Here is a 17,093-nt window from a genome sequence, read left to right as displayed (position 1 = left end):
TCCGGTGGGGGTTCCGGACGGGCCGTGGCGCCGTTGACGTCAGATGTTCCGGCGCTGGGCGAAGATGGCGATCTCGTCACGCATCGACTGCGTGGGCGCGGTCATCCAGGCCCGGTCGATGGCGCGGTTCTGGCGGTTGATCAATCGACGCTGGCGGACGCGGTCGACGATGCTGCTCATTGCCTTTTCACTTCCCTCGGGCCGGGATCGCCGGCCCATCGTGGTGCTCGCTCCTGGTGTGACTCCATTGTGCTCTTCCCGGGAGCGAGCTGCCAACGATTTAAGGGGTGACGCCGCGCACGTGCCTAACGATCGAAGGTCAAGAAATTCGCTTGCCTATGAACGCTAGGTCCACGACAGTAGTGCGCCCTCCGGATCGGTGAGGAAGTCGCCGATGTCCCGCAGGAACTTCGAGCCCAGTTCGCCGTCGACGATCCGGTGGTCGAACGAGAGGGCCAGCGTCGTGACCTGGCGCACCTTGATCTTGTCTTTGTGTACCCAGGGCATCGGCCGGACCGCTCCGAAGGCCAGAATCGCGGACTCGCCCGGCGGCAGGATCGGCGTTCCCGTATCCACCCCGAACACTCCGACATTCGTGATGGAAAGGGTGCCGCCGGCCATGTCGGATGGCGGCGTCTTTCCGGACTTCGCCACTTGGACCAGTGTGTTCAGCGCCTCAGCCAGTTCCAGCAGGCTGAGCCGCCCGGCGTCCTTGACGTTGGGCACGATCAGACCGCGGTCGGTGGCCGCCGCGATGCCGAGGTTCACGTAGTCCTTGACGACGATCTCGTTCGTCCCGGCCGACCAGGTCGAGTTGACCATCGGGTGGCGCTTGACCGCGAGCAGCACGGCCTTGGCCACCAGCAGCAGCGGCGAGATCCGCACGTCGCGGAATTCACGCCGGCCCTTCAGCTTCTCGATCGCCTTCATGGTGCGGGTCACGTCGACGGTGAGGAACTCGGTGACGTGCGGCGCGGTGAAGGCCGACGCCACCATGTTCTCGGCCGTGAGCTTGCGCACGCCCTTGATCGGGATGCGCTGCTCGCGGCTCGCGTCGAAGACCGCCGCGGCCGGGGCGGTGGTCACGGTGGGAGTCGCGACGGGCGCTTCGAGGGCGCCTGCGGCGGCTTGGTGTACGTCGTCCCGGGTGACGGACCCGAGCGGGCCCGAGCCGACGATCCCGGTGAGGTCGACGCCGAGGTCGCGGGCCAGCTTGCGTACGGGCGGCTTGGCCAGCACCCGTGCGTTGATCCGCTCGGCGACCACCGGAGCCGGCGGGGCCGCAGGAGCGGCCACCGGCTCGACCGGGGTGGGAGAACTCGGCGTACCCACGCGGGGTCGCCTCTTGGCCGTGGTGTTCTTCGGGCCGTAGCCGACCAGGACAGCCGTCCGGCCGCCCGGCGCCGGACCTCCGATCAGGCCCGGCTCGACCGCACCCTCGGCCGGCGCGATCTCGACCGCGGCCAGCGACTCGGCCGACGGTACGGGGCCGGGCAGATCCGACGGCAGCGGACCGGCCGACGGGTCGGTGTCGATGGCCACGATGGGCGCGCCGACCTCGACCGTCGTGCCGGCCTCGACGAAGATCTTGGAGATGACCCCGGCCCACTTGGCCGGGATCTCGACGGCCGCCTTGGCCGTCTCGACCTCGACGATGGGCTGGTTCAGCTCGATCGTGTCGCCCACCTTGACCAGCCACGACAGGATCTCGCCCTCGGTGAGACCCTCGCCGAGGTCGGGCAGGTTGAACTCTTTGATCCGCGACATCGGCGTCACCAGCCGAACGAGCGGTCGACGGCGTCGAGCACCCGGTCCAGGTCGGGCAGGTAATCCTCTTCGACCCGGGCCGCCGGGTAGGGGATGTCGTAGCCCGTGACCCGCAGCACCGGCGCCTCGAGCGAATAGAAGCAGTGCTCGGTGACGCGGGCGGCCACCTCGGCGCCCAGGCCGATGTTGCCCGGCGCCTCGTGGACCACGATGGCCCGGCCGGTCTTGCGGACCGAGGCGTACACGGTCTCGTAGTCGACCGGGGAGAGCGAGCGCAGGTCGATGACCTCGAGGTTGCGTCCGTCCTCGGCGGCGGCGGTGGCCGCGTCGAGGGCGGTGCGGACCATCGGGCCGTACGCGATCAGGGTCGCGTCACTGCCCTCGCGAGCCACCCGGGCGGCGTGCAGCGGGAAGGCGCCGGACAGGTCGGCCCCCAGCTCTACCTCGCCCTTCTCCCAGTAGCGCCGCTTGGGCTCGAAGAACACGACCGGGTCGTCCGAGGTGATGGCCTGCTGGATCATCGTGTACGCGTCGGACGGGTTCGAGCAGGTCACGACCTTGAGGCCGGGGGTGTGCGAGAAGTACGCCTCGGGCGACTCGGAGTGGTGCTCGACCGCGCCGATGCCGCCGCCGAAGGGAATGCGGATCACGATGGGCAGCCGCACCTTGCCCTTGGAGCGGTAGAACATCTTCGCGACCTGGGCCACGATCTGGTTGTAGGCCGGGAAGACGAAGCCGTCGAACTGGATCTCGCACACCGGGCGGTAGCCGCGGATGGCCAGGCCGACCGCGGTGCCGACGATGCCGGCCTCGGCCAGCGGGGTGTCGATCACCCGGTCCTCGCCGAAGTCTTTCTGCAGGCCGTCGGTGATGCGGAAGACGCCGCCGAGCTTGCCGACGTCCTCGCCCATGATGACGACCTTCTCGTTCTCTTCCAGAGAGCGACGCAGGCCGTGGTTGAGGGCTTTGCCCAAAGTCAGTGTCTCGGCCATCAGTGGTCGCTCCCCTCGAACGAGGCGTGGTAGTCGGCGAACCGGGCGCGCTGCGCGTCCACCTCGGGCGAGCCGTTCGGGTAGGCGTGGTCGAACATGCTCACCGGCTGCGGGTCGGGCATCTCGAGGACGCGCTCGCGCAGGTTGAGGGCGAGGTCCTTGGCCGACTCGTCGACCGCGGCGAAGAAGTCGTCGCCGGCCAGCTGCTGCTTGGTCAGGAAGGCGCGGAGCCGGGAGATCGGGTCTTTGGCCTTCCACGACTCGACCTCGCTGGCGATGCGGTAGCGGGTCGGGTCGTCCGAGCTGGTGTGCGCGCCCATCCGGTACGTGTAGGCCTCGATCAGCGTGGGCCCCTGGCCGTTGCGCGCGTTGTCGAGCGCGGCCCGGGTCACCGCGAAGCTGGCCAGCACGTCGTTGCCGTCGATACGGACGCCCGGGAAGCCGAAGCCGGCGGCCCGGCGGTACAGCGGGATGCGCGTCTGCCGCTCCAACGGCTCGGAGATCGCGTACTGGTTGTTCTGGCAGAAGAAGACCATCGGGGCGTTGAAGACGCCGGCCCAGACGAACGCCTCGTTCACCTCGCCCTGGCTGGTCGCGCCGTCGCCGAAGTAGGCGATCACGGCCTCGCCGTCGGGGGTGCCGGTCTTGCCGTCCATGGTCACGCCCATGGCGTAGCCGGTCGCGTGCAGCGTCTGCGAGCCGATCACGATGGTGTAGCCGTTGAAGCGGTGCTCGTTGGCGTCCCAGCCGCCCTGGTCGACGCCGCGGAACAGGCCGAACGGCATGATCGGGTCGATCCCGCGGGTGTAGAGGACACCGTGCTCGCGGTAGGTCGGGAAGGCCATGTCCTGCGGGCGCAGCGCGCGGCCGGAGCCGACCTGGGCCGCTTCCTGGCCCAGCAGGCTGGCCCAGATGCCCAGCTCGCCCTGGCGCTGCAGGGCGGTCGCCTCGGCGTCGAGGCGGCGGACGGTCACGAGGTCGTGGTAGAGGCCGCGGTATTCCTCGTCGGTGAAGTCGACGGAATAGGTGGTGCCGTCGGCGGTGGTGACGCTGTCGATGCGCTCACCGTCGGGGGTCAGCAGTTGGACGAAACCGCCGGCTGGAGCATCAGCTCCAACGTCGCTCACGCCGTTTGCCATCCGTGTCTCCCTGTTCATCTCTGCGCCCGCGACGGGTGTCGCCCGTCCGCGCGGCGGACCGGTGGTCGCCGCGCCTGGCCCGGGTGAGGTTGCCGCGCGGCGATTCGGCGCGGGCCTGGACCCCGCCGGGGAGTGACGGTCCCCACCTCGTGCCCCGCTGGATGGGCGGAAGCGACGGCGGCGGTGCCGTCGCCCCCATCCTGACAGAGAACGTGAGTCTCGTTACAGGTCAGGGAGATCACAGTCGCGAAATTCTCCGGTCATATCGGTGCCCGTATTTGTCCAATTAAGCGGCTTTCGTACGGTCACTACTGTACGAACGACCCTTTTATGCCGCTGCCGAAGGGCCCATGCGTCGTTCACCCCCATGACCACGGCGGATCGGTGTTGATCATTGCAGCCGCCTGCCCGTAGTCGATGCCCGACGCGTGTGAGGGGGAGCCGACCGGTGCCGGACGACCACGACGACGATCTCGTGCCGCCGATGAAGGTGATGCGCAAGCGGCTCAACGGGGTCTATCGGGCCGACTCCGGCTTCAACGGGCCGACCCGCCGCTACGTGCTGATCGTGGCGATGCTGGTCGGGCTGGCCTCGATGCCGACGCTGGCCGCGATCACGGCGGGCTCGCGGGAGCTGTCGGGTGGCCGTACGGACACGATGGACATCCCCTTCCTGCCGCCCGCTTCGTCGGGGCCGGTGCGGCAGTATCCGTCCTCGCCGACGCCCTCGGGCGGCCTTCCCCCTGATGACGGCCTGTCGCCGGATGACGGCTTGTCTCCGGACGGCGGCCCGTCTTCGGATGACGGCTTGTCGCCGGATGGCGGCGATTCTGCGGATGGTGACGGGAGCGGGTCGGCTCGCGGGGCGTCGCAGAGCGCTGATGCCGCGGTGCGCGCGGGGCGCCTGATCGGGCGGGCCGGGAAGCGCGAGCCGGCCGCGCCGCGAGGTGGTGCCCCGACTGGTGGGCGTGGTCGTCACGACGTACGCAATGGGGTTGGGAACTCTCGCGACGATGACCGGGACAGCGATCGCGGCGGCCGGGATCGTGACCGGCCCGCTCGGTGGAAGCCTGCGAAACCCGCCAAGCCCACCAAGCCCACCCGACCCGCGAAGCCGGCCAAGCCGCTCGTGCCGGGGCTGCCCGATGTTCCGGACGATCCGGCCGACGGCGAGCCACTTCCGCCCGTGACCGGTCGCAAACCGCTTGTACCCGATATGCCGGATGTTCCGGATGATGGCGACCAATCTCAAGAGCCGGATGACGCCGACCATTCCCGGGAACCCGATGACGCCGGCCAGTCCGAGGATCCGCACGACAGCGGCCAATCCGAGGATCCGGACGACGGCGGCCAGTCCGAGGATCCGGATGACGCCGGCCAGCCGGATGACGCAGGTCAAGACGAAGACCCGGATGACGCCGACCAGGGCGACGAGCCGGCCGACGAGCCCGCCCACCGTCGCGCCGCCCGTCACCGCCCGGCCCACCATCGCCCCGACCGGTCGGAAGGCCGGTGCGAGGAGAACCAGCACAGCCGTCACCGGTCGCGCGACCGGTCCGAACACAGCCGGAGGTCAGCTGTGGCCGAACGTCCCCACAACATCCGCCCGACCGCCATCCTGCAACGCAGCTACGCCAACGGGGGCAACCACGCGCACCGCGTGCCTCCCGAGGCGCGCGCCGAGGAGAACCAGAACCACTCCTACCGCGGCAGTCACCGGGCGAGCAGCATGCACCACGTCGACGATCAGACGCCGGACCAGCAGCGCAGCTCGCGGGTGGGCCGGCACCACGCCGAGCACAGCGAGGACCTCAGCGGCCGCTGGTGATCAGCTGCCGTCCAGGCGGTAGCGGTTGGCGTCGAGCCAGGCGTCGATGGCGTCGGCGTCGTTGGGGTCGACGCCCTCGGAGATCAGCTGGGCCACCGCCGCCGTCGCCGGGCTGCGCTTCTCGCCCGTCGCGTACAGGCGGGCGAACTCGGGGATCATGTCTTCGACCACCTGGTCGGTCTGCTCGGTGGCCGCCTCGGGCAGGTCGCGCCGGCGCAGCGCGTACGCCGACCAGGCCCGGGTCACCCGGGGCAGCATCGCGGCGTCGTCCATGTCGAGCACGGCCCGCCGGTGCACCCAGTCGAGCAGGAACAGCCCGGCCACGGCCGGGCTCCACCGCAGCGGATCGGGGTCGGGCAGGCTGGCCGCGTGGTCGAGGATCAGGCTGAGGCAGAAGTGCAGGGAGGCCAGCTCGTCGTCGGCGTGCACCTGGTCGAGGGAGAACCGGGCCGCCTCGGGTGAGGCCAGGAAGTCGCGCACCAGGTCGGTGTTGCTCACCTCGGCCGGCTCGCTCAGCGCCGGGGTGGTCGCCGCCGGCAGCAGGGCCAGCCGCGCGCCGGCCAGTGCCCGGTCGGTGGCCAGGGAGCCCTCGGACGGCAGGTCGGTCAGGTTGTCGGTGATCTCGAGATGGCGGTCGATCTCGCCCCGCAGGCGGCCCGGGTCTTCCTCGCGGAACCAGGTGAGATCGTCCTCGGCGCACATCTGGCGGACCTGATCGAGGATCCGCCCGGCCGAGGAGCCGACGAAGACGTCCTTGGCGATGCCGATGTTGTGGTCGATCAGCGCGACGACCGCGTGCTCGGGGCCGCCGGCCTCGGCGTCGTCGTACGCGTAAGTCACCAAATAGGACGTCTGGTCGCCGTAGACGTCGCCGTACGCGTAGCAGCCGGTGGGCCGCACCCGCCCGAGCTGAGCCGTCCACGCCGGCGCCTGAGCGCCGGGGCGCACGTCGGCCGCGCCCTCGGCGTCGGGCACCAGGGCGGCGAAGACCTCACGGATCGTCGTGGCCGAGGCCGAGCGCCGGCGGGTGGTGGCGGCCAGGAAGTCACGGACGAAGGTGCGCAGGGCGGCGCCCCGGTCGTCGTGGGCCACGGAGTAGACGCTGCCGAGCAGGGCGGTGCCCAGCATCTCGGCATCCAGCGCGCAGCCGAGCTTCGCCACGTCGCGGGCCGCGTGGAGGACCGCCTCGTACGGAGTCTGTGGTGCGGGCATGTCGCGAGCCTACCCGGCACGGTGCGTGGCCGGACTACTACGAACGCACGGTGGTCAAAGCTTCACGCGCTTGTGCGTACGCATTCAGCACTTCGCGCACCGGCGCCACGACGTATTCGCGCCCGACCTCGGTCACCGACGCCCGCAGGCGCTGCTCCGCCCGTCTGCGGGCGCGCCGGGCGCCCCATCCGACGGCCGGGCGCAGGACCAGCCACAACAACAGCCCGAGGAGAAGGCCACCGAGCAGCAGCACAGTGGGCATCGGGACCACGCCGAGCTTCGGAACGTCCAACTCGGGCAGTCCGAGCGCCCGTACGGCGTAACCCGCGATCAACCAGCCCAGCCCGAACACCGCGGCCGCCAGGAAGAGCCAGTGCAGGGCGCCGGCGGCCCGCCACCACAGCGGCGCCTTGCTCAGGCCCAGCTCGGTGGTGCCGACCGCCCGGTCGAGCGCGTCGGGCAGGTCGGCCGACCGGGATCGGGCGGCGTCGGCCAGCGCGGGCTTCCAGGCCTCGGGCAGCGGCGCGGCGGCCCGGCTGGACACCGCGCGGACGGCCAGGCCGACGGCCGACTTCTGCGCCGCGTCGGCCTCGGGCAGCGACGTGCGGGGAACGATCTCTTTGGAGATGGCGTCGGTCTTGGCCGACTTGGCGTCAGCCGGCTCGGTGTCGATGTGCAGGCGGCGCAGCGGGTCGGGCCGCAGCCGGCGTAGCCCGCGGGTCAGCGGCCAGCCAGTGGCGGCCGCGGCCCGGTGACGGTAGGCGGCGGCGGACGCGTCGGCCACCGCCCCGACACCGGCCGAGGCGGCCAGCGCGTCGGTCAGTTGCCGCACCGTGGCCCGGTCGACCTCGTCCTCGGCCGCGGGCGGGCCGATCATGGTGGTCAGCGGCTCGCTGACCGCCTCCAGGTCGCCCGCGACCCGGCGCAGCGCGGCCTGGCGCTCGGCCACTGTGGTCTCGAGCGAGCCGCGCAGTTCGTTGAGCATGCCCGGCTGCTTGGCCGAGGTGGCCAGCACCGGCGCCTCGCCCAGGCCGTCCTCGTCGAGCAGCCGCTTCAGGTCTTCCAGCACCAGCTCGGTGTCTTGCGCGGAGAGCCGGTCGGCCTGGTTGAGCACCACGACCGTGACCGCGGCGTGCGAGCGGAACTGGGAGAGGTAGGCCTGGTGCAGGATCCGGTCGCCGTACTTCTGCGGGTCGACCACCCAGACGATCAGATCGACCAGGCCCAGCAGGCGGTCGACCTCCAACCGGTGGCCGCGCTCGACCGAGTCGAAGTCGGGCAGGTCGAGCAGCACGAGCCCGCGCATGGCGGCCTCGTCGTCGCCGTCGAGCGCGCTCTCGCGCATGAAACGGTGGCGCGGCAGCACGCCGACCCAGTCGAGCAGGCGGTTGGCCGGTTCGAGCGGGCCCCAGACGCAGGCGTGGGCCACCCCGGTCGTCGGCCGCCGCACGCCGACCGGCGACAGCTTGAGCCGGGCCAGGGCGTTGAACAGGCTGGACTTGCCGCTGCCGGTGCTGCCGGCGAGCGCGACGACGGTGTGGTCGCGCGACAGCGAGAGCCGGTTGCCGGCCCGTTCGACCAGCGTGTGCGCGGCGACGAGCTCGCTGTCGGGCAGGTACGGGTCGACCAGGCGCAGGAACCGGCCGAGCGCCTCGAGCCGCACCACCAGCCGCTCGGCGTCCACCCGGTCGTCGCCCGCCATCGCCTCGCGCACCTTTTCGATCAGGCTCACGTCGTGCTTCCCGTCAACGCGAGTTCGGTACGGGCAGTCTCCACGTCGGCCGCGGCCCGGCGCAGGCGGGCCCCCGGTTCGTCGTCGAGGCCGACGGCGGCGAGCCGGCTGGTGAAGCGGGCCGCCTCTTCGTCGAAGAGCTTGCCCGCGCGCAGCAGCAGGTCTTCGCGGGCCTGGGTGGCCAGCGTGCGGATCGCCTGGTCACCGAAGATCGCCTCGAGCACCTTCTGGGCGGCCACGGCTGTGCCGGCCCCCGCCGCGACCTCGAGCCCGGTCGGGATGAACGCGGTCGAGGTGAAGACGGCGATCATCACGGCCAGGCCGGCGCCGTTGACCGCGTACGCGGCGCCCCGGGCGACCACTCGCTTCTCGGCGCCCTCGGCCCGCACCAGACCGAGCACCCACTGCTGCCAGTCGCGGACCAGGCGGTCGGCCCGCTCGGGCAGATCGGCCGCGGGGCGCTGCAGGTCGGTTTCGAGCAGGGCGGCCCCGGCCGGGTGGGCCTGCCAGGCCGCGTACGCCTGCTCGGCCGCGTCGGCCGCGATGCCCCGCAGCAGCGTGACCAGTTGAGATTCGAGCGCCACCTGCAGGTTGCGGCCGGGCAGCGGGCGGCCGGTGAGCGCCGAGATGAACCGGTCGCGCATCTGGCCGACCCTGTTCTCGAGCGTCTTGAGGAATTCGCCGGTGCCGACGAACTCTTGCCACCGGGCCAGCACCTCGCCGCGCAGCAGGCGGCCGTCGCGCAGGCCCTCGGCCAGGGTCTGGCGCCCAGTGCGATAGGCCGCGGTGACCCTGTCGCCCAGCGCCTTGGCCGCGCGGGCCTGCTCGTCGGCGGCGTCGGCGAGACCGTCGACGGCCGGGCCCAGCGACAGGATCGCGCCGTCGAGGGTCTGGCGCACCACGGCCGAGCGGGCGTTGCTGTCGGCCGCGAGCCGGCCGAACCAGTCGTGCAGCGGGCCGATCACGTCCTCGCTGATCAGCCCCTGACCGTCCAGCCTGGTCTCGGGCAGCACGAACAGCGGCGCGCCGCCCAGGTCGCGGACGTTCAGCATGTCCTGCAGGTGGGTGGCGACCTCGGCCGCGGCCTCGGCCGGCACCCGGTCGAGCACGAGCGCGATCACCGTGCCGCGCAGCCGGGCCGTGGTGAGCAGTTCCCACGGCACCGCGTCGGCGTAGCGGGCGGCCGTGGTGACAAACAACCAGAGGTCGGCCGCCGCCAGCAGCTGGGCCGCGAGCTTGCGGTTGCGGTCGACCACCGAGTCGATGTCGGGCGCGTCGAGAAAGGCCAGGCCGGCGCCGAGCGCGGGGGCCGAGACGATCTGCAGCGCGGTCGCCTCGTTGCTGGGCTCACGGGTGCGCACCAGGCCGGGCAGCAGCTGACCCTGCTGGAACCAGGGCAGGTCGGCCGGGTTGCTGACCAGCACCGGCGAGCGGGTGGTCGGGCGGAGCACGCCGGCCGTGCTGACCGGCGCCCGCACCAGGCTGTTGACCAGTGTCGACTTGCCCGCGCCGGTGGAGCCGCCGACGACCACCAGCAGGGGCGCGTCGAGCCGGGCCAGGCGGGGCAGCAGATAGTCGTCGAGCTGGGTGACCAGTGCCGAGCCGACGCGCTGGGCCTCTTCGGCCGAGGGCATGACCAACGGGTACGCCGTCTCGCCGATCGCCGTGCGCAGCTGCTTCAGCGTCGCGGTCAGCCGTTCGACCCCGGTCACCGGCGTGGCCAGTTCGAGCGCGGTCGAGGGCGCCGTGGCCAGGGCGTCGGCCTCGCCCAGGTCGGCGGGGCGTTTCTCGGGCGCGGGCTCGGGGGATTCGGGTTCCGGATGTGGCTGACGGGGCACGGCGGCTTCCGTACGATCAGTGGGGTCCGCCGGATCGGCGGTCGTCGAGCTGACCTGCTCTTTCTTGCCCGCCGAGGCGCCTTCGGAAACCGGTTCGGGCTCTCGCGTGGCAGCGGGTGCGGCGGACAGGGCCGACGGACCGACCGCGTCACCGTGCGTCGTCACGGCTAAAGAGTGCCCGATCTATGCATGCAGGACAACAGGTGCCGGTATGCCGTGACCGGACAGGTATCTACCGAACTGCTGACGCCGCGGTGAACGACCGCAGTTGCGTCCGGGCGACTCAACTTCGACTTGACGATGTGCACGCCCGTGGCATCATTGAGTCCGTTGCACTCAACCTTTCTGAGCAACCCCGAAGCGAGGAAACAACCATGGCACGTGCGGTCGGTATCGACCTCGGCACCACGAACTCCTGCGTCAGCGTTCTGGAAGGAGGCGAGCCCACCGTCATCGCCAATGCGGAGGGCTCCCGGACGACCCCGTCCATCGTCGCCTTCGCCCGCAACGGCGAGGTGCTCGTCGGTGAGGTCGCCAAGCGCCAGGCCGTGACCAACCCCGACCGGACCATTCGCTCGGTCAAGCGCGAGGTCGGCACGAACTGGTCGATCGACATCGACGGCAAGAAGTACACCCCGCAAGAGATCTCGGCGCGGGTGCTCATGAAGCTCAAGCGCGACTCCGAGGCCTACCTCGGCGAGACGGTCACGGACGCGGTCATCACCGTCCCGGCCTACTTCAACGACGCTCAGCGCCAGGCCACGAAGGAGGCGGGCGAGATCGCCGGCCTCAACGTCCTGCGCATCGTCAACGAGCCCACCGCGGCCGCCCTGGCCTACGGGCTGGACAAGGGCTCCAAGGAGCAGACCGTCCTGGTCTTCGACCTCGGCGGTGGCACCTTCGACGTCTCGCTGCTCGAGCTGGGCGACGGCGTCATCGAGGTCAAGTCCACCTCGGGTGACAACCACCTCGGTGGCGACGACTGGGACCAGCGGATCATCGACCACCTGGTCAAGACCTTCCGCGGCGAGCACGGCATCGACCTGGGGGCCGACAAGATGGCCCTGCAGCGTCTGCGCGAGGCCGCCGAGAAGGCCAAGATCGAGCTGTCGGCCGCCACGACGACCAGCATCAACCTGCCCTACATCACGGCCGGTCCGGACGGTCCGCTGCACCTGGACATGTCGCTGTCGCGCGCCGAGTTCCAGCGCATGACGCAGGACCTGCTCGACCGCTGCAAGGGCCCGTTCGAGTCCGCCATCAAGGACGCGGACGTCAAGCTGGCCGACGTCGACCACATCATCCTGGTCGGTGGCTCGACCCGTATGCCGGCCGTGGCCGACCTGGTCAAGAGCATGACCGGCAAGGAGCCCAACAAGGGCGTCAACCCGGACGAGGTCGTCGCCGTCGGCGCCGCCCTGCAGGCCGGCGTGCTCAAGGGCGAGGTCAAGGACGTCCTTCTTCTCGATGTGACCCCGCTGTCGCTGGGCATCGAGACCAAGGGCGGCATCATGCACAAGCTGGTCGAGCGCAACACGACCATCCCGGCCCACCGGTCCGAGGTCTACACGACCGCCGAGGACAACCAGCCGTCCGTGCTGATCCAGGTCTTCCAGGGCGAGCGCGAGATGGCCGCGTACAACAAGAAGCTCGGCACCTTCGAGCTCAGCGGCATTGCCCCCGCGCCCCGCGGCGTCCCGCAGATCGAGGTCTCGTTCGACATCGACGCCAACGGCATCGTGCACGTGTCCGCCAAGGACCTGGGCACGGGCAAGGAGCAGAAGATGACGATCACCGGCGGCTCCGCGCTGCCGAAGGACGACATCGAGCGCATGATGCGCGACGCTCAGGACCACGCGGACGAGGACAAGAAGCGCCGCGACGACGCCGAGACCCGCAACCTGGCCGAGCAGCTGCAGTGGCAGACCGAGAAGTTCCTGGCCGAGAGCGGCGACAAGCTGCCCGAGGACAGCAAGAACAAGATCGGCGAGGCGCTGGGCGAGCTGCGCGGCGCGCTGGGCGGCACCGACATCGAGAAGATCAAGTCCGCTCACGAGCGTCTGTCGCAGGTCTCGCAGGAGGCCGGTTCGCAGCTGTACTCGCAGGGTGAGGCGGCCCAGTCGGCCGCCGGCGCCGGCCCCGAGGGCGCGCCCGGCGCGGGCCCGCAGGGTGCTCCCGGCGCGTCCGGCACGCCGAACTCCGGCCCGGCCACGGGTGGCGCCGACGACGTCGTCGACGCCGAGATCGTGGAGGACGACAAGAAGTGACCGCCACGGACGACGAGAACGACGGTCAGGCGACCGAGCGGGTCGTCATCCGGGATCGACGCAAGATCGACCCTGAGTCCAAGGCCCCCACGGCCAAGGGCAAGGCCACGGTCGGCGCCCACCGGGCGTCCGAGCCCGAGGAGGAGGTGGCTCCCGAGGTGGAAGAAGAGAAGCAGACCGAAGAGGAGCCCAAGCCCGCTCTGGGCGCGGAGCTCGAAGCCCTGCGCACCGAGCTGGAGGAGCGCACGCACGACCTGCAGCGGGTGACCGCCGAGTACGCCAACTACCGCAAGCGGGTCGACCGCGACCGGGGGGCGGCGGCCGAGCAGACCACCGGTCAGGTTCTGACCGCGCTGCTGCCGGTGCTCGACGACATCGACCGGGCACGCGAGCACGGCGACCTGGCCGGCCCGTTCGCCTCGGTGGCCGAGTCGCTGACCGCGGCGACCGGCAAGCTCGGGCTCGTGGCCTTCGGCGAGAAGGGCGACGCGTTCGACCCCAACCGCCACGAGGCGGTCGCTCACCAGACGTCGGCCGACGTCACCGAGCCGACCTGCGTCGAGGTCATGCGCCGCGGCTACACGCTGGGCGAGCGGCTGCTGCGACCGGCCATGGTCGCGGTGGCCGACCCGGAGTGATCTCACACGTTCGTCCCGCCCGCCGCCTCGCGGCGGGCGGGACCTGCCGCAGGAGGAGGGAGGCGGGATGAGCTCGAAGGACTGGCTCGAGAAGGACTTCTATGCCGTTCTCGGCGTGCCCAAGTCCGCTCCGACCGAAGAGATCAAGAAGGCCTACCGCAAGCTTGCCCGTGACCTCCACCCGGACCGCAATCCCGGGAACAAGGAAGCGGAAGAGAAGTTCAAGGCCGCCTCCGAGGCGTACGACGTGCTCTCGGACGACAAGAAGCGCAAAGAGTACGACGAGATGCGCTCGCTGTTCGGCTCGGGCGCTTTCCGCCGGGGCGCCCGGTCCGGCGCCGGCGGCACCCAGTTCGACCCGTCCGACCTGTTCGGCGGGTTCAGCGGGGCCGGTGCGGCGGGCGGCGCGGCCGGCGACCGCCGGTTCGGCGGCGCGGGCTTCTCGGACATATTCAGCTCGATATTCTCGGGCGGCGGGCCTGGCGGTGGCGCCGCCCGACGAGGCGGTCCGCGTCGCGGCCGCGATGTCGAGACCGAGGTGACGCTCGACTTCGCGCAGGCGGTCAAGGGCACGACGCTGCCGTTGACGCTGCGCTCGGCCGGCGAGTGCGAGGTCTGCCACGGCAGTGGCGCCAAGCCCGGCACCTCGCCGCGGACCTGTCCGCAGTGCCAGGGCAGCGGCCTGATCTCGCGCAACCAGGGATCGTTCAGCTTCTCCGAGCCCTGCCGCGACTGCCAGGGCGCGGGCACGATCGTCGACCAGAAGTGCACCGAGTGCCGGGGCACCGGCGGGGTCACCAAGAACCGCACGATCAACGTCCGCTTCCCGGCCGGGGTGGCCGACGGTCAGCGCATCCGGCTGAGCGGCCGGGGCGAGCCGGGCGACCGTGGCGGTCCCGCGGGTGACCTGTTCGTGCAGGTCATGGTGCGACCGGACGAGTTGTTCGGGCGTACGGGCGATGACCTGACCCTGGTTGTGCCGGTCACCATTGCCGAGGCGGTGCTGGGCACCGATCTGCGGGTGCCGACGCTGGACGGCCCGGTCACCCTGCGGGTGCCGCCGGGCACGCCGAGCGGCCGTAAGTTGCGGGCGCGCGGCAAGGGAGTGACACGCAAGGACGGACCACCCGGCGACCTGATCGTCACGGTCGACGTGCAGATGCCGGGTGGCGTCACGGGGGAGGCCCGGGACGCGCTGGAGCGGTTCGCCAAGCTGACCCCGCCCGCCGGGCGGGAGCGGCTCGAGGCTCGGGTGCGCCGGAACGTTTAGGTCAGTGACGACTAGGGAGGTGGATCATGCATGAGGAGATCAGCATCTCGGTCGAGCAGTCCTCCGACGCGAAGGTCCTGATCATCTCGGTTGCGGCTCGCCTGGCCGGGATGCACCCGCAGACACTCCGCCAGTACGACCGGCTCGGGCTTGTGCAGCCCGGCCGGGCCGGCGGCGGCGGGCGCCGCTACAGCGAACGGGACGTCGCGCTGCTGCGCGAGGTGCAGAAACTCAGCCAGGAGGAAGGCGTCAACCTGGCCGGCATCAAGCGCATCATCGGACTCGAGCAGCTGGTGGGCGACCTGCAGCAGCGGGTGCGAGAGCTCGAGGACGAGCTCAGCGACGCGTACACCCGGCTCGCTCACCTCGAGAGCCCGTACGCCCGAGGCGACCTCGTGCGCCAGGAACGCCCCTCGACCGCGCTGGTCGTGTGGCGCCCCCGGCGTGCTGCCGACCGTTAGCGAGGAGCGCGTTGCCGCGTTGATGAGTTCGGGCGCCACCCACCGCCGACGAAGTCGTCGATGGGCGGTGCCCGAACTCATCAACCACCAGCGGCGCACGCGCGATCGAGCGCAGAATTACCGCATTACCGCCGGTTGTTGAACAGGCCCAACCGGCGGGGGTAGCGGACCAGGCCGCCCTCGATCCAGTCGGAGTAGTCGAAGATCTCGGGGCGGCTCATCAGCACCCGGCAGTTGTGCGCCCAGATCGACATGGGCTCGTCGCCGACCTCTTCGGCCCGCTCGACGAACTTCTTGAGCCGGCGCTTACGCTGGCCGGACGCGTTCTGGCGGACGCCGTCGGCGGCGTAGATGTACATGCAGTGCTGGGCGAAGCGGCGGGCCGGACACTGCCTGTCCATGGCCAGCTCGAAGAGCGTCGGCGCGAGAACGTCGCCGGAAATCAGCAGATCCCAATCGGGGGGCATGCTGCTGAGAGGCACTGCCTCTGGGTGATACGCCCACGCCTGCAGCTCTTCCGGCCGAGGATCGACCGGATTGGCGAACCCGAAAAAAGTCGACTCACGCACTGTCACGTCGCCGCCCGAGAAAGTCCGTTAACACGTAGTTGTCGCAGGGGAAACTAGCGCGCCGAGCTTGTCCCGCGAAAGTGTCGGAAGCTCACAATCGGATACCGGTCAGTAGCTTTGAGCAGCCTCGGCGTCAGTCCTCGGCGATCAAGGGCTGCACCGGGGGTGGCGACGGCTGCCGCCAGCGGCGAATAAAAGCCTTGAACCAGTCGTAGTCGGGCAGCCGAGCGAGCAGCGGACCGGACACGACGGTAATTAGCACGTACGCCGTGGCAAGGGGGGCTAATCCAGGCTCGACTCCCGAGGCGACGGCCAGCCCGGCGATGACGATCGAGAACTCGCCGCGCGGCATCAGCGCCAGCCCGGCCCGCAGCCGTCCGGGCACGGCGATGCCCGCCCGCTGGGCCGCGAAGTAACCAGTGGCCACCTTGGTCAGCATCGTGATCACGGCCAGGCCCAGCGCCGGCAGCAGGACGGGCGGCATGTCGGCCGGGTCGGTGGAGAGGCCGAAGAAGACGAAGAAGACCGCCGCGAACAGGTCGCGCAGCGGCGACAACATCTGAGTGGCGTGGTGGGCGACCGGGCCGGAGATCGCGATGCCGACCAGGAACGCGCCGACCGCGGCCGACACGTTGAGCTCTTCGGCCACGCCGGCCACGAACAACGTCAGCCCGAGGACGCCCAGCAGCAGCGCCTCGGCGTCCTTGGCCGAGATGAGGGCGCTGATCTGGCGGCCGTAGCGGATGGCCACGACCAGCACCGCCACCACGGTCACGACCGCGACGCCGAGGGCCTTGGCCCCGCCGATCAGGCCCACCCCGGCCAGCACGGCGGTGACCAGGGGCAGGTAGAAGGCCATCGCCAGGTCCTCGATGACCAGCACCGAGAGGATCACCGGCGTCTCGCGGTTACCGAGCCGGCCCAGGTCGCCGAGCACCTTGGCGATCACGCCCGAGGACGAGACCCAGGTGATGCCGGCCAGCACCAGTGCGGCCTGCCAGTCCCAGCCCATCAGGAACGCGAACCCGGCCCCGGGCAGAGCGTTGAACACCGCGTCCAGCAACCCGGCCGGGGCGGCGGCGCGCAGATTGCCGACCAGCTCACCCGCCGAGTACTCGAGGCCGAGCATGACCAGCAGCAGGATCACGCCGATGGAGGCGCCGATCTCGATGAACTCCTCGCTGGCCGAGAGCGGCACGAACCCGCCGTGCCCGAACGCCAGGCCGGCCAGCAGATAGAGCGGGATCGGCGACAGCCCGAAGCGCCGGCCCAACCGGCCGAGCATGCCCAGAGCGAAAAGCAGGGCGCCGACCTCGATCAGGAGGATCGTCGTCTCGTGCACTTAACTGATCTTCCTCTGGGGTTTTCCGCCGCGGGGAG

General features: G+C 70.8%; 14 protein-coding genes. 5 read left to right on the top strand and 9 right to left on the bottom strand.

Features of this window, described 5'->3' with window-relative positions; translation table 11 throughout:
* Positions 1–39: 39 nt before the first annotated feature.
* The 4 genes from OWR29_RS38185 to pdhA all read right to left on the bottom strand — a co-directional run bounded on the left by OWR29_RS38185 (position 40) and on the right by pdhA (position 3,898).
* On the bottom strand, positions 40–180 hold the full coding sequence (locus OWR29_RS38185) for a hypothetical protein (RefSeq protein WP_267568384.1): 141 nt from the start codon (positions 178–180) through the stop codon (positions 40–42).
* A gap of 165 nt (positions 181–345) precedes the next feature.
* Positions 346–1,767 carry a dihydrolipoamide acetyltransferase family protein gene (locus OWR29_RS38180; RefSeq protein WP_267568383.1) on the bottom strand — a complete coding sequence of 474 codons (1,422 nt, stop codon included), beginning with the start codon at positions 1,765–1,767 and terminating at the stop codon, positions 346–348.
* A 5-nt stretch (positions 1,768–1,772) separates the two neighbouring features.
* Positions 1,773–2,762: an alpha-ketoacid dehydrogenase subunit beta gene (locus OWR29_RS38175; RefSeq protein ID WP_267568523.1), complete on the bottom strand. Its 990-nt coding sequence runs from the start codon at positions 2,760–2,762 to the stop codon at positions 1,773–1,775.
* Positions 2,759–3,898 (bottom strand): pyruvate dehydrogenase (acetyl-transferring) E1 component subunit alpha, encoded by a 1,140-nt coding sequence (gene pdhA / locus OWR29_RS38170; protein WP_267568381.1) that lies wholly within the window; start codon positions 3,896–3,898, stop codon positions 2,759–2,761. The genes OWR29_RS38175 and pdhA overlap by 4 nt, the downstream gene beginning before the upstream one ends.
* Positions 3,899–4,466: 568 nt before the next feature.
* On the opposite strand from pdhA, the gene OWR29_RS38165 reads away from it, so the two are divergent.
* The gene (locus OWR29_RS38165; RefSeq protein WP_267568380.1) at positions 4,467–5,726 is read left to right on the top strand and encodes a hypothetical protein; all 1,260 of its coding nucleotides are present in this window, start codon (positions 4,467–4,469) and stop codon (positions 5,724–5,726) included.
* Here OWR29_RS38165 and OWR29_RS38160 read toward each other — a convergent pair whose 3' ends face one another.
* From OWR29_RS38160 to OWR29_RS38150, 3 genes are read right to left on the bottom strand one after another with little or no spacing between them, the layout of a single operon-like run.
* A complete protein-coding gene (locus tag OWR29_RS38160) occupies positions 5,727–6,938 on the bottom strand; it encodes a hypothetical protein (RefSeq protein ID WP_267568379.1) in 1,212 nt (403 codons plus the stop codon).
* A 37-nt stretch (positions 6,939–6,975) separates the two neighbouring features.
* Positions 6,976–8,640 (bottom strand): GTPase, encoded by a 1,665-nt coding sequence (locus tag OWR29_RS38155; protein WP_267568521.1) that lies wholly within the window; start codon positions 8,638–8,640, stop codon positions 6,976–6,978.
* 26 nt (positions 8,641–8,666) lie between these two features.
* Positions 8,667–10,673 (bottom strand): GTPase domain-containing protein, encoded by a 2,007-nt coding sequence (locus OWR29_RS38150; protein ID WP_438872707.1) that lies wholly within the window; start codon positions 10,671–10,673, stop codon positions 8,667–8,669.
* A gap of 209 nt (positions 10,674–10,882) precedes the next feature.
* Between OWR29_RS38150 and dnaK the strand changes: the two genes are divergently transcribed.
* The 4 genes from dnaK (at position 10,883) to OWR29_RS38130 (ending at position 15,144) form a co-directional block, all read left to right on the top strand.
* Positions 10,883–12,775, top strand: coding sequence for a molecular chaperone DnaK (gene dnaK, locus OWR29_RS38145; RefSeq protein WP_267568378.1), 1,893 nt, complete (start codon positions 10,883–10,885; stop codon positions 12,773–12,775).
* Positions 12,772–13,413 (top strand): nucleotide exchange factor GrpE, encoded by a 642-nt coding sequence (gene grpE / locus OWR29_RS38140; protein ID WP_267568377.1) that lies wholly within the window; start codon positions 12,772–12,774, stop codon positions 13,411–13,413. Before dnaK ends, grpE begins: the two co-directional genes overlap by 4 nt.
* A 67-nt stretch (positions 13,414–13,480) precedes the next feature.
* Complete coding sequence (gene dnaJ, locus OWR29_RS38135) at positions 13,481–14,683, top strand: molecular chaperone DnaJ (RefSeq protein WP_267568376.1); 1,203 nt, start codon at positions 13,481–13,483, stop codon at positions 14,681–14,683.
* Positions 14,684–14,709: 26 nt separating this feature from the next.
* The gene (locus OWR29_RS38130; protein WP_267568375.1) at positions 14,710–15,144 is read left to right on the top strand and encodes a heat shock protein transcriptional repressor HspR; all 435 of its coding nucleotides are present in this window, start codon (positions 14,710–14,712) and stop codon (positions 15,142–15,144) included.
* 125 nt (positions 15,145–15,269) lie between these two features.
* On the opposite strand, the gene OWR29_RS38125 is transcribed toward OWR29_RS38130, so the two are convergent.
* Positions 15,270–15,719, bottom strand: coding sequence for a hypothetical protein (locus tag OWR29_RS38125; protein WP_267568374.1), 450 nt, complete (start codon positions 15,717–15,719; stop codon positions 15,270–15,272).
* Positions 15,720–15,846: 127 nt separating this feature from the next.
* Positions 15,847–17,055 (bottom strand): cation:proton antiporter, encoded by a 1,209-nt coding sequence (locus tag OWR29_RS38120; RefSeq protein WP_267568373.1) that lies wholly within the window; start codon positions 17,053–17,055, stop codon positions 15,847–15,849.
* Positions 17,056–17,093: the final 38 nt, after the last annotated feature.

The sequence above is a fragment of the Paractinoplanes pyxinae genome (assembly GCF_026626335.1).
In the GTDB taxonomy this organism is placed as follows: Bacteria; Actinomycetota; Actinomycetes; order Mycobacteriales; family Micromonosporaceae; genus Actinoplanes; species Actinoplanes pyxinae.
Note: the sequence above shows the minus strand (reverse complement) of the source record. Positions and strands in the feature narration are given on the sequence as shown.

Coding starts and splice junctions, on each gene's coding strand:
- OWR29_RS38185 (WP_267568384.1), bottom strand. CDS start 180: ATGAGCAGCATCGTCGACCGCGTCCGCCAGCGTCGATTGATCAACCGC.
- OWR29_RS38180 (WP_267568383.1), bottom strand. CDS start 1,767: ATGTCGCGGATCAAAGAGTTCAACCTGCCCGACCTCGGCGAGGGTCTC.
- pdhA (WP_267568381.1), bottom strand. CDS start 3,898: ATGGCAAACGGCGTGAGCGACGTTGGAGCTGATGCTCCAGCCGGCGGT.
- OWR29_RS38160 (WP_267568379.1), bottom strand. CDS start 6,938: ATGCCCGCACCACAGACTCCGTACGAGGCGGTCCTCCACGCGGCCCGC.
- OWR29_RS38155 (WP_267568521.1), bottom strand. CDS start 8,640: ATGGCGGGCGACGACCGGGTGGACGCCGAGCGGCTGGTGGTGCGGCTC.
- dnaK (WP_267568378.1), top strand. CDS start 10,883: ATGGCACGTGCGGTCGGTATCGACCTCGGCACCACGAACTCCTGCGTC.
- dnaJ (WP_267568376.1), top strand. CDS start 13,481: ATGAGCTCGAAGGACTGGCTCGAGAAGGACTTCTATGCCGTTCTCGGC.
- OWR29_RS38130 (WP_267568375.1), top strand. CDS start 14,710: ATGCATGAGGAGATCAGCATCTCGGTCGAGCAGTCCTCCGACGCGAAG.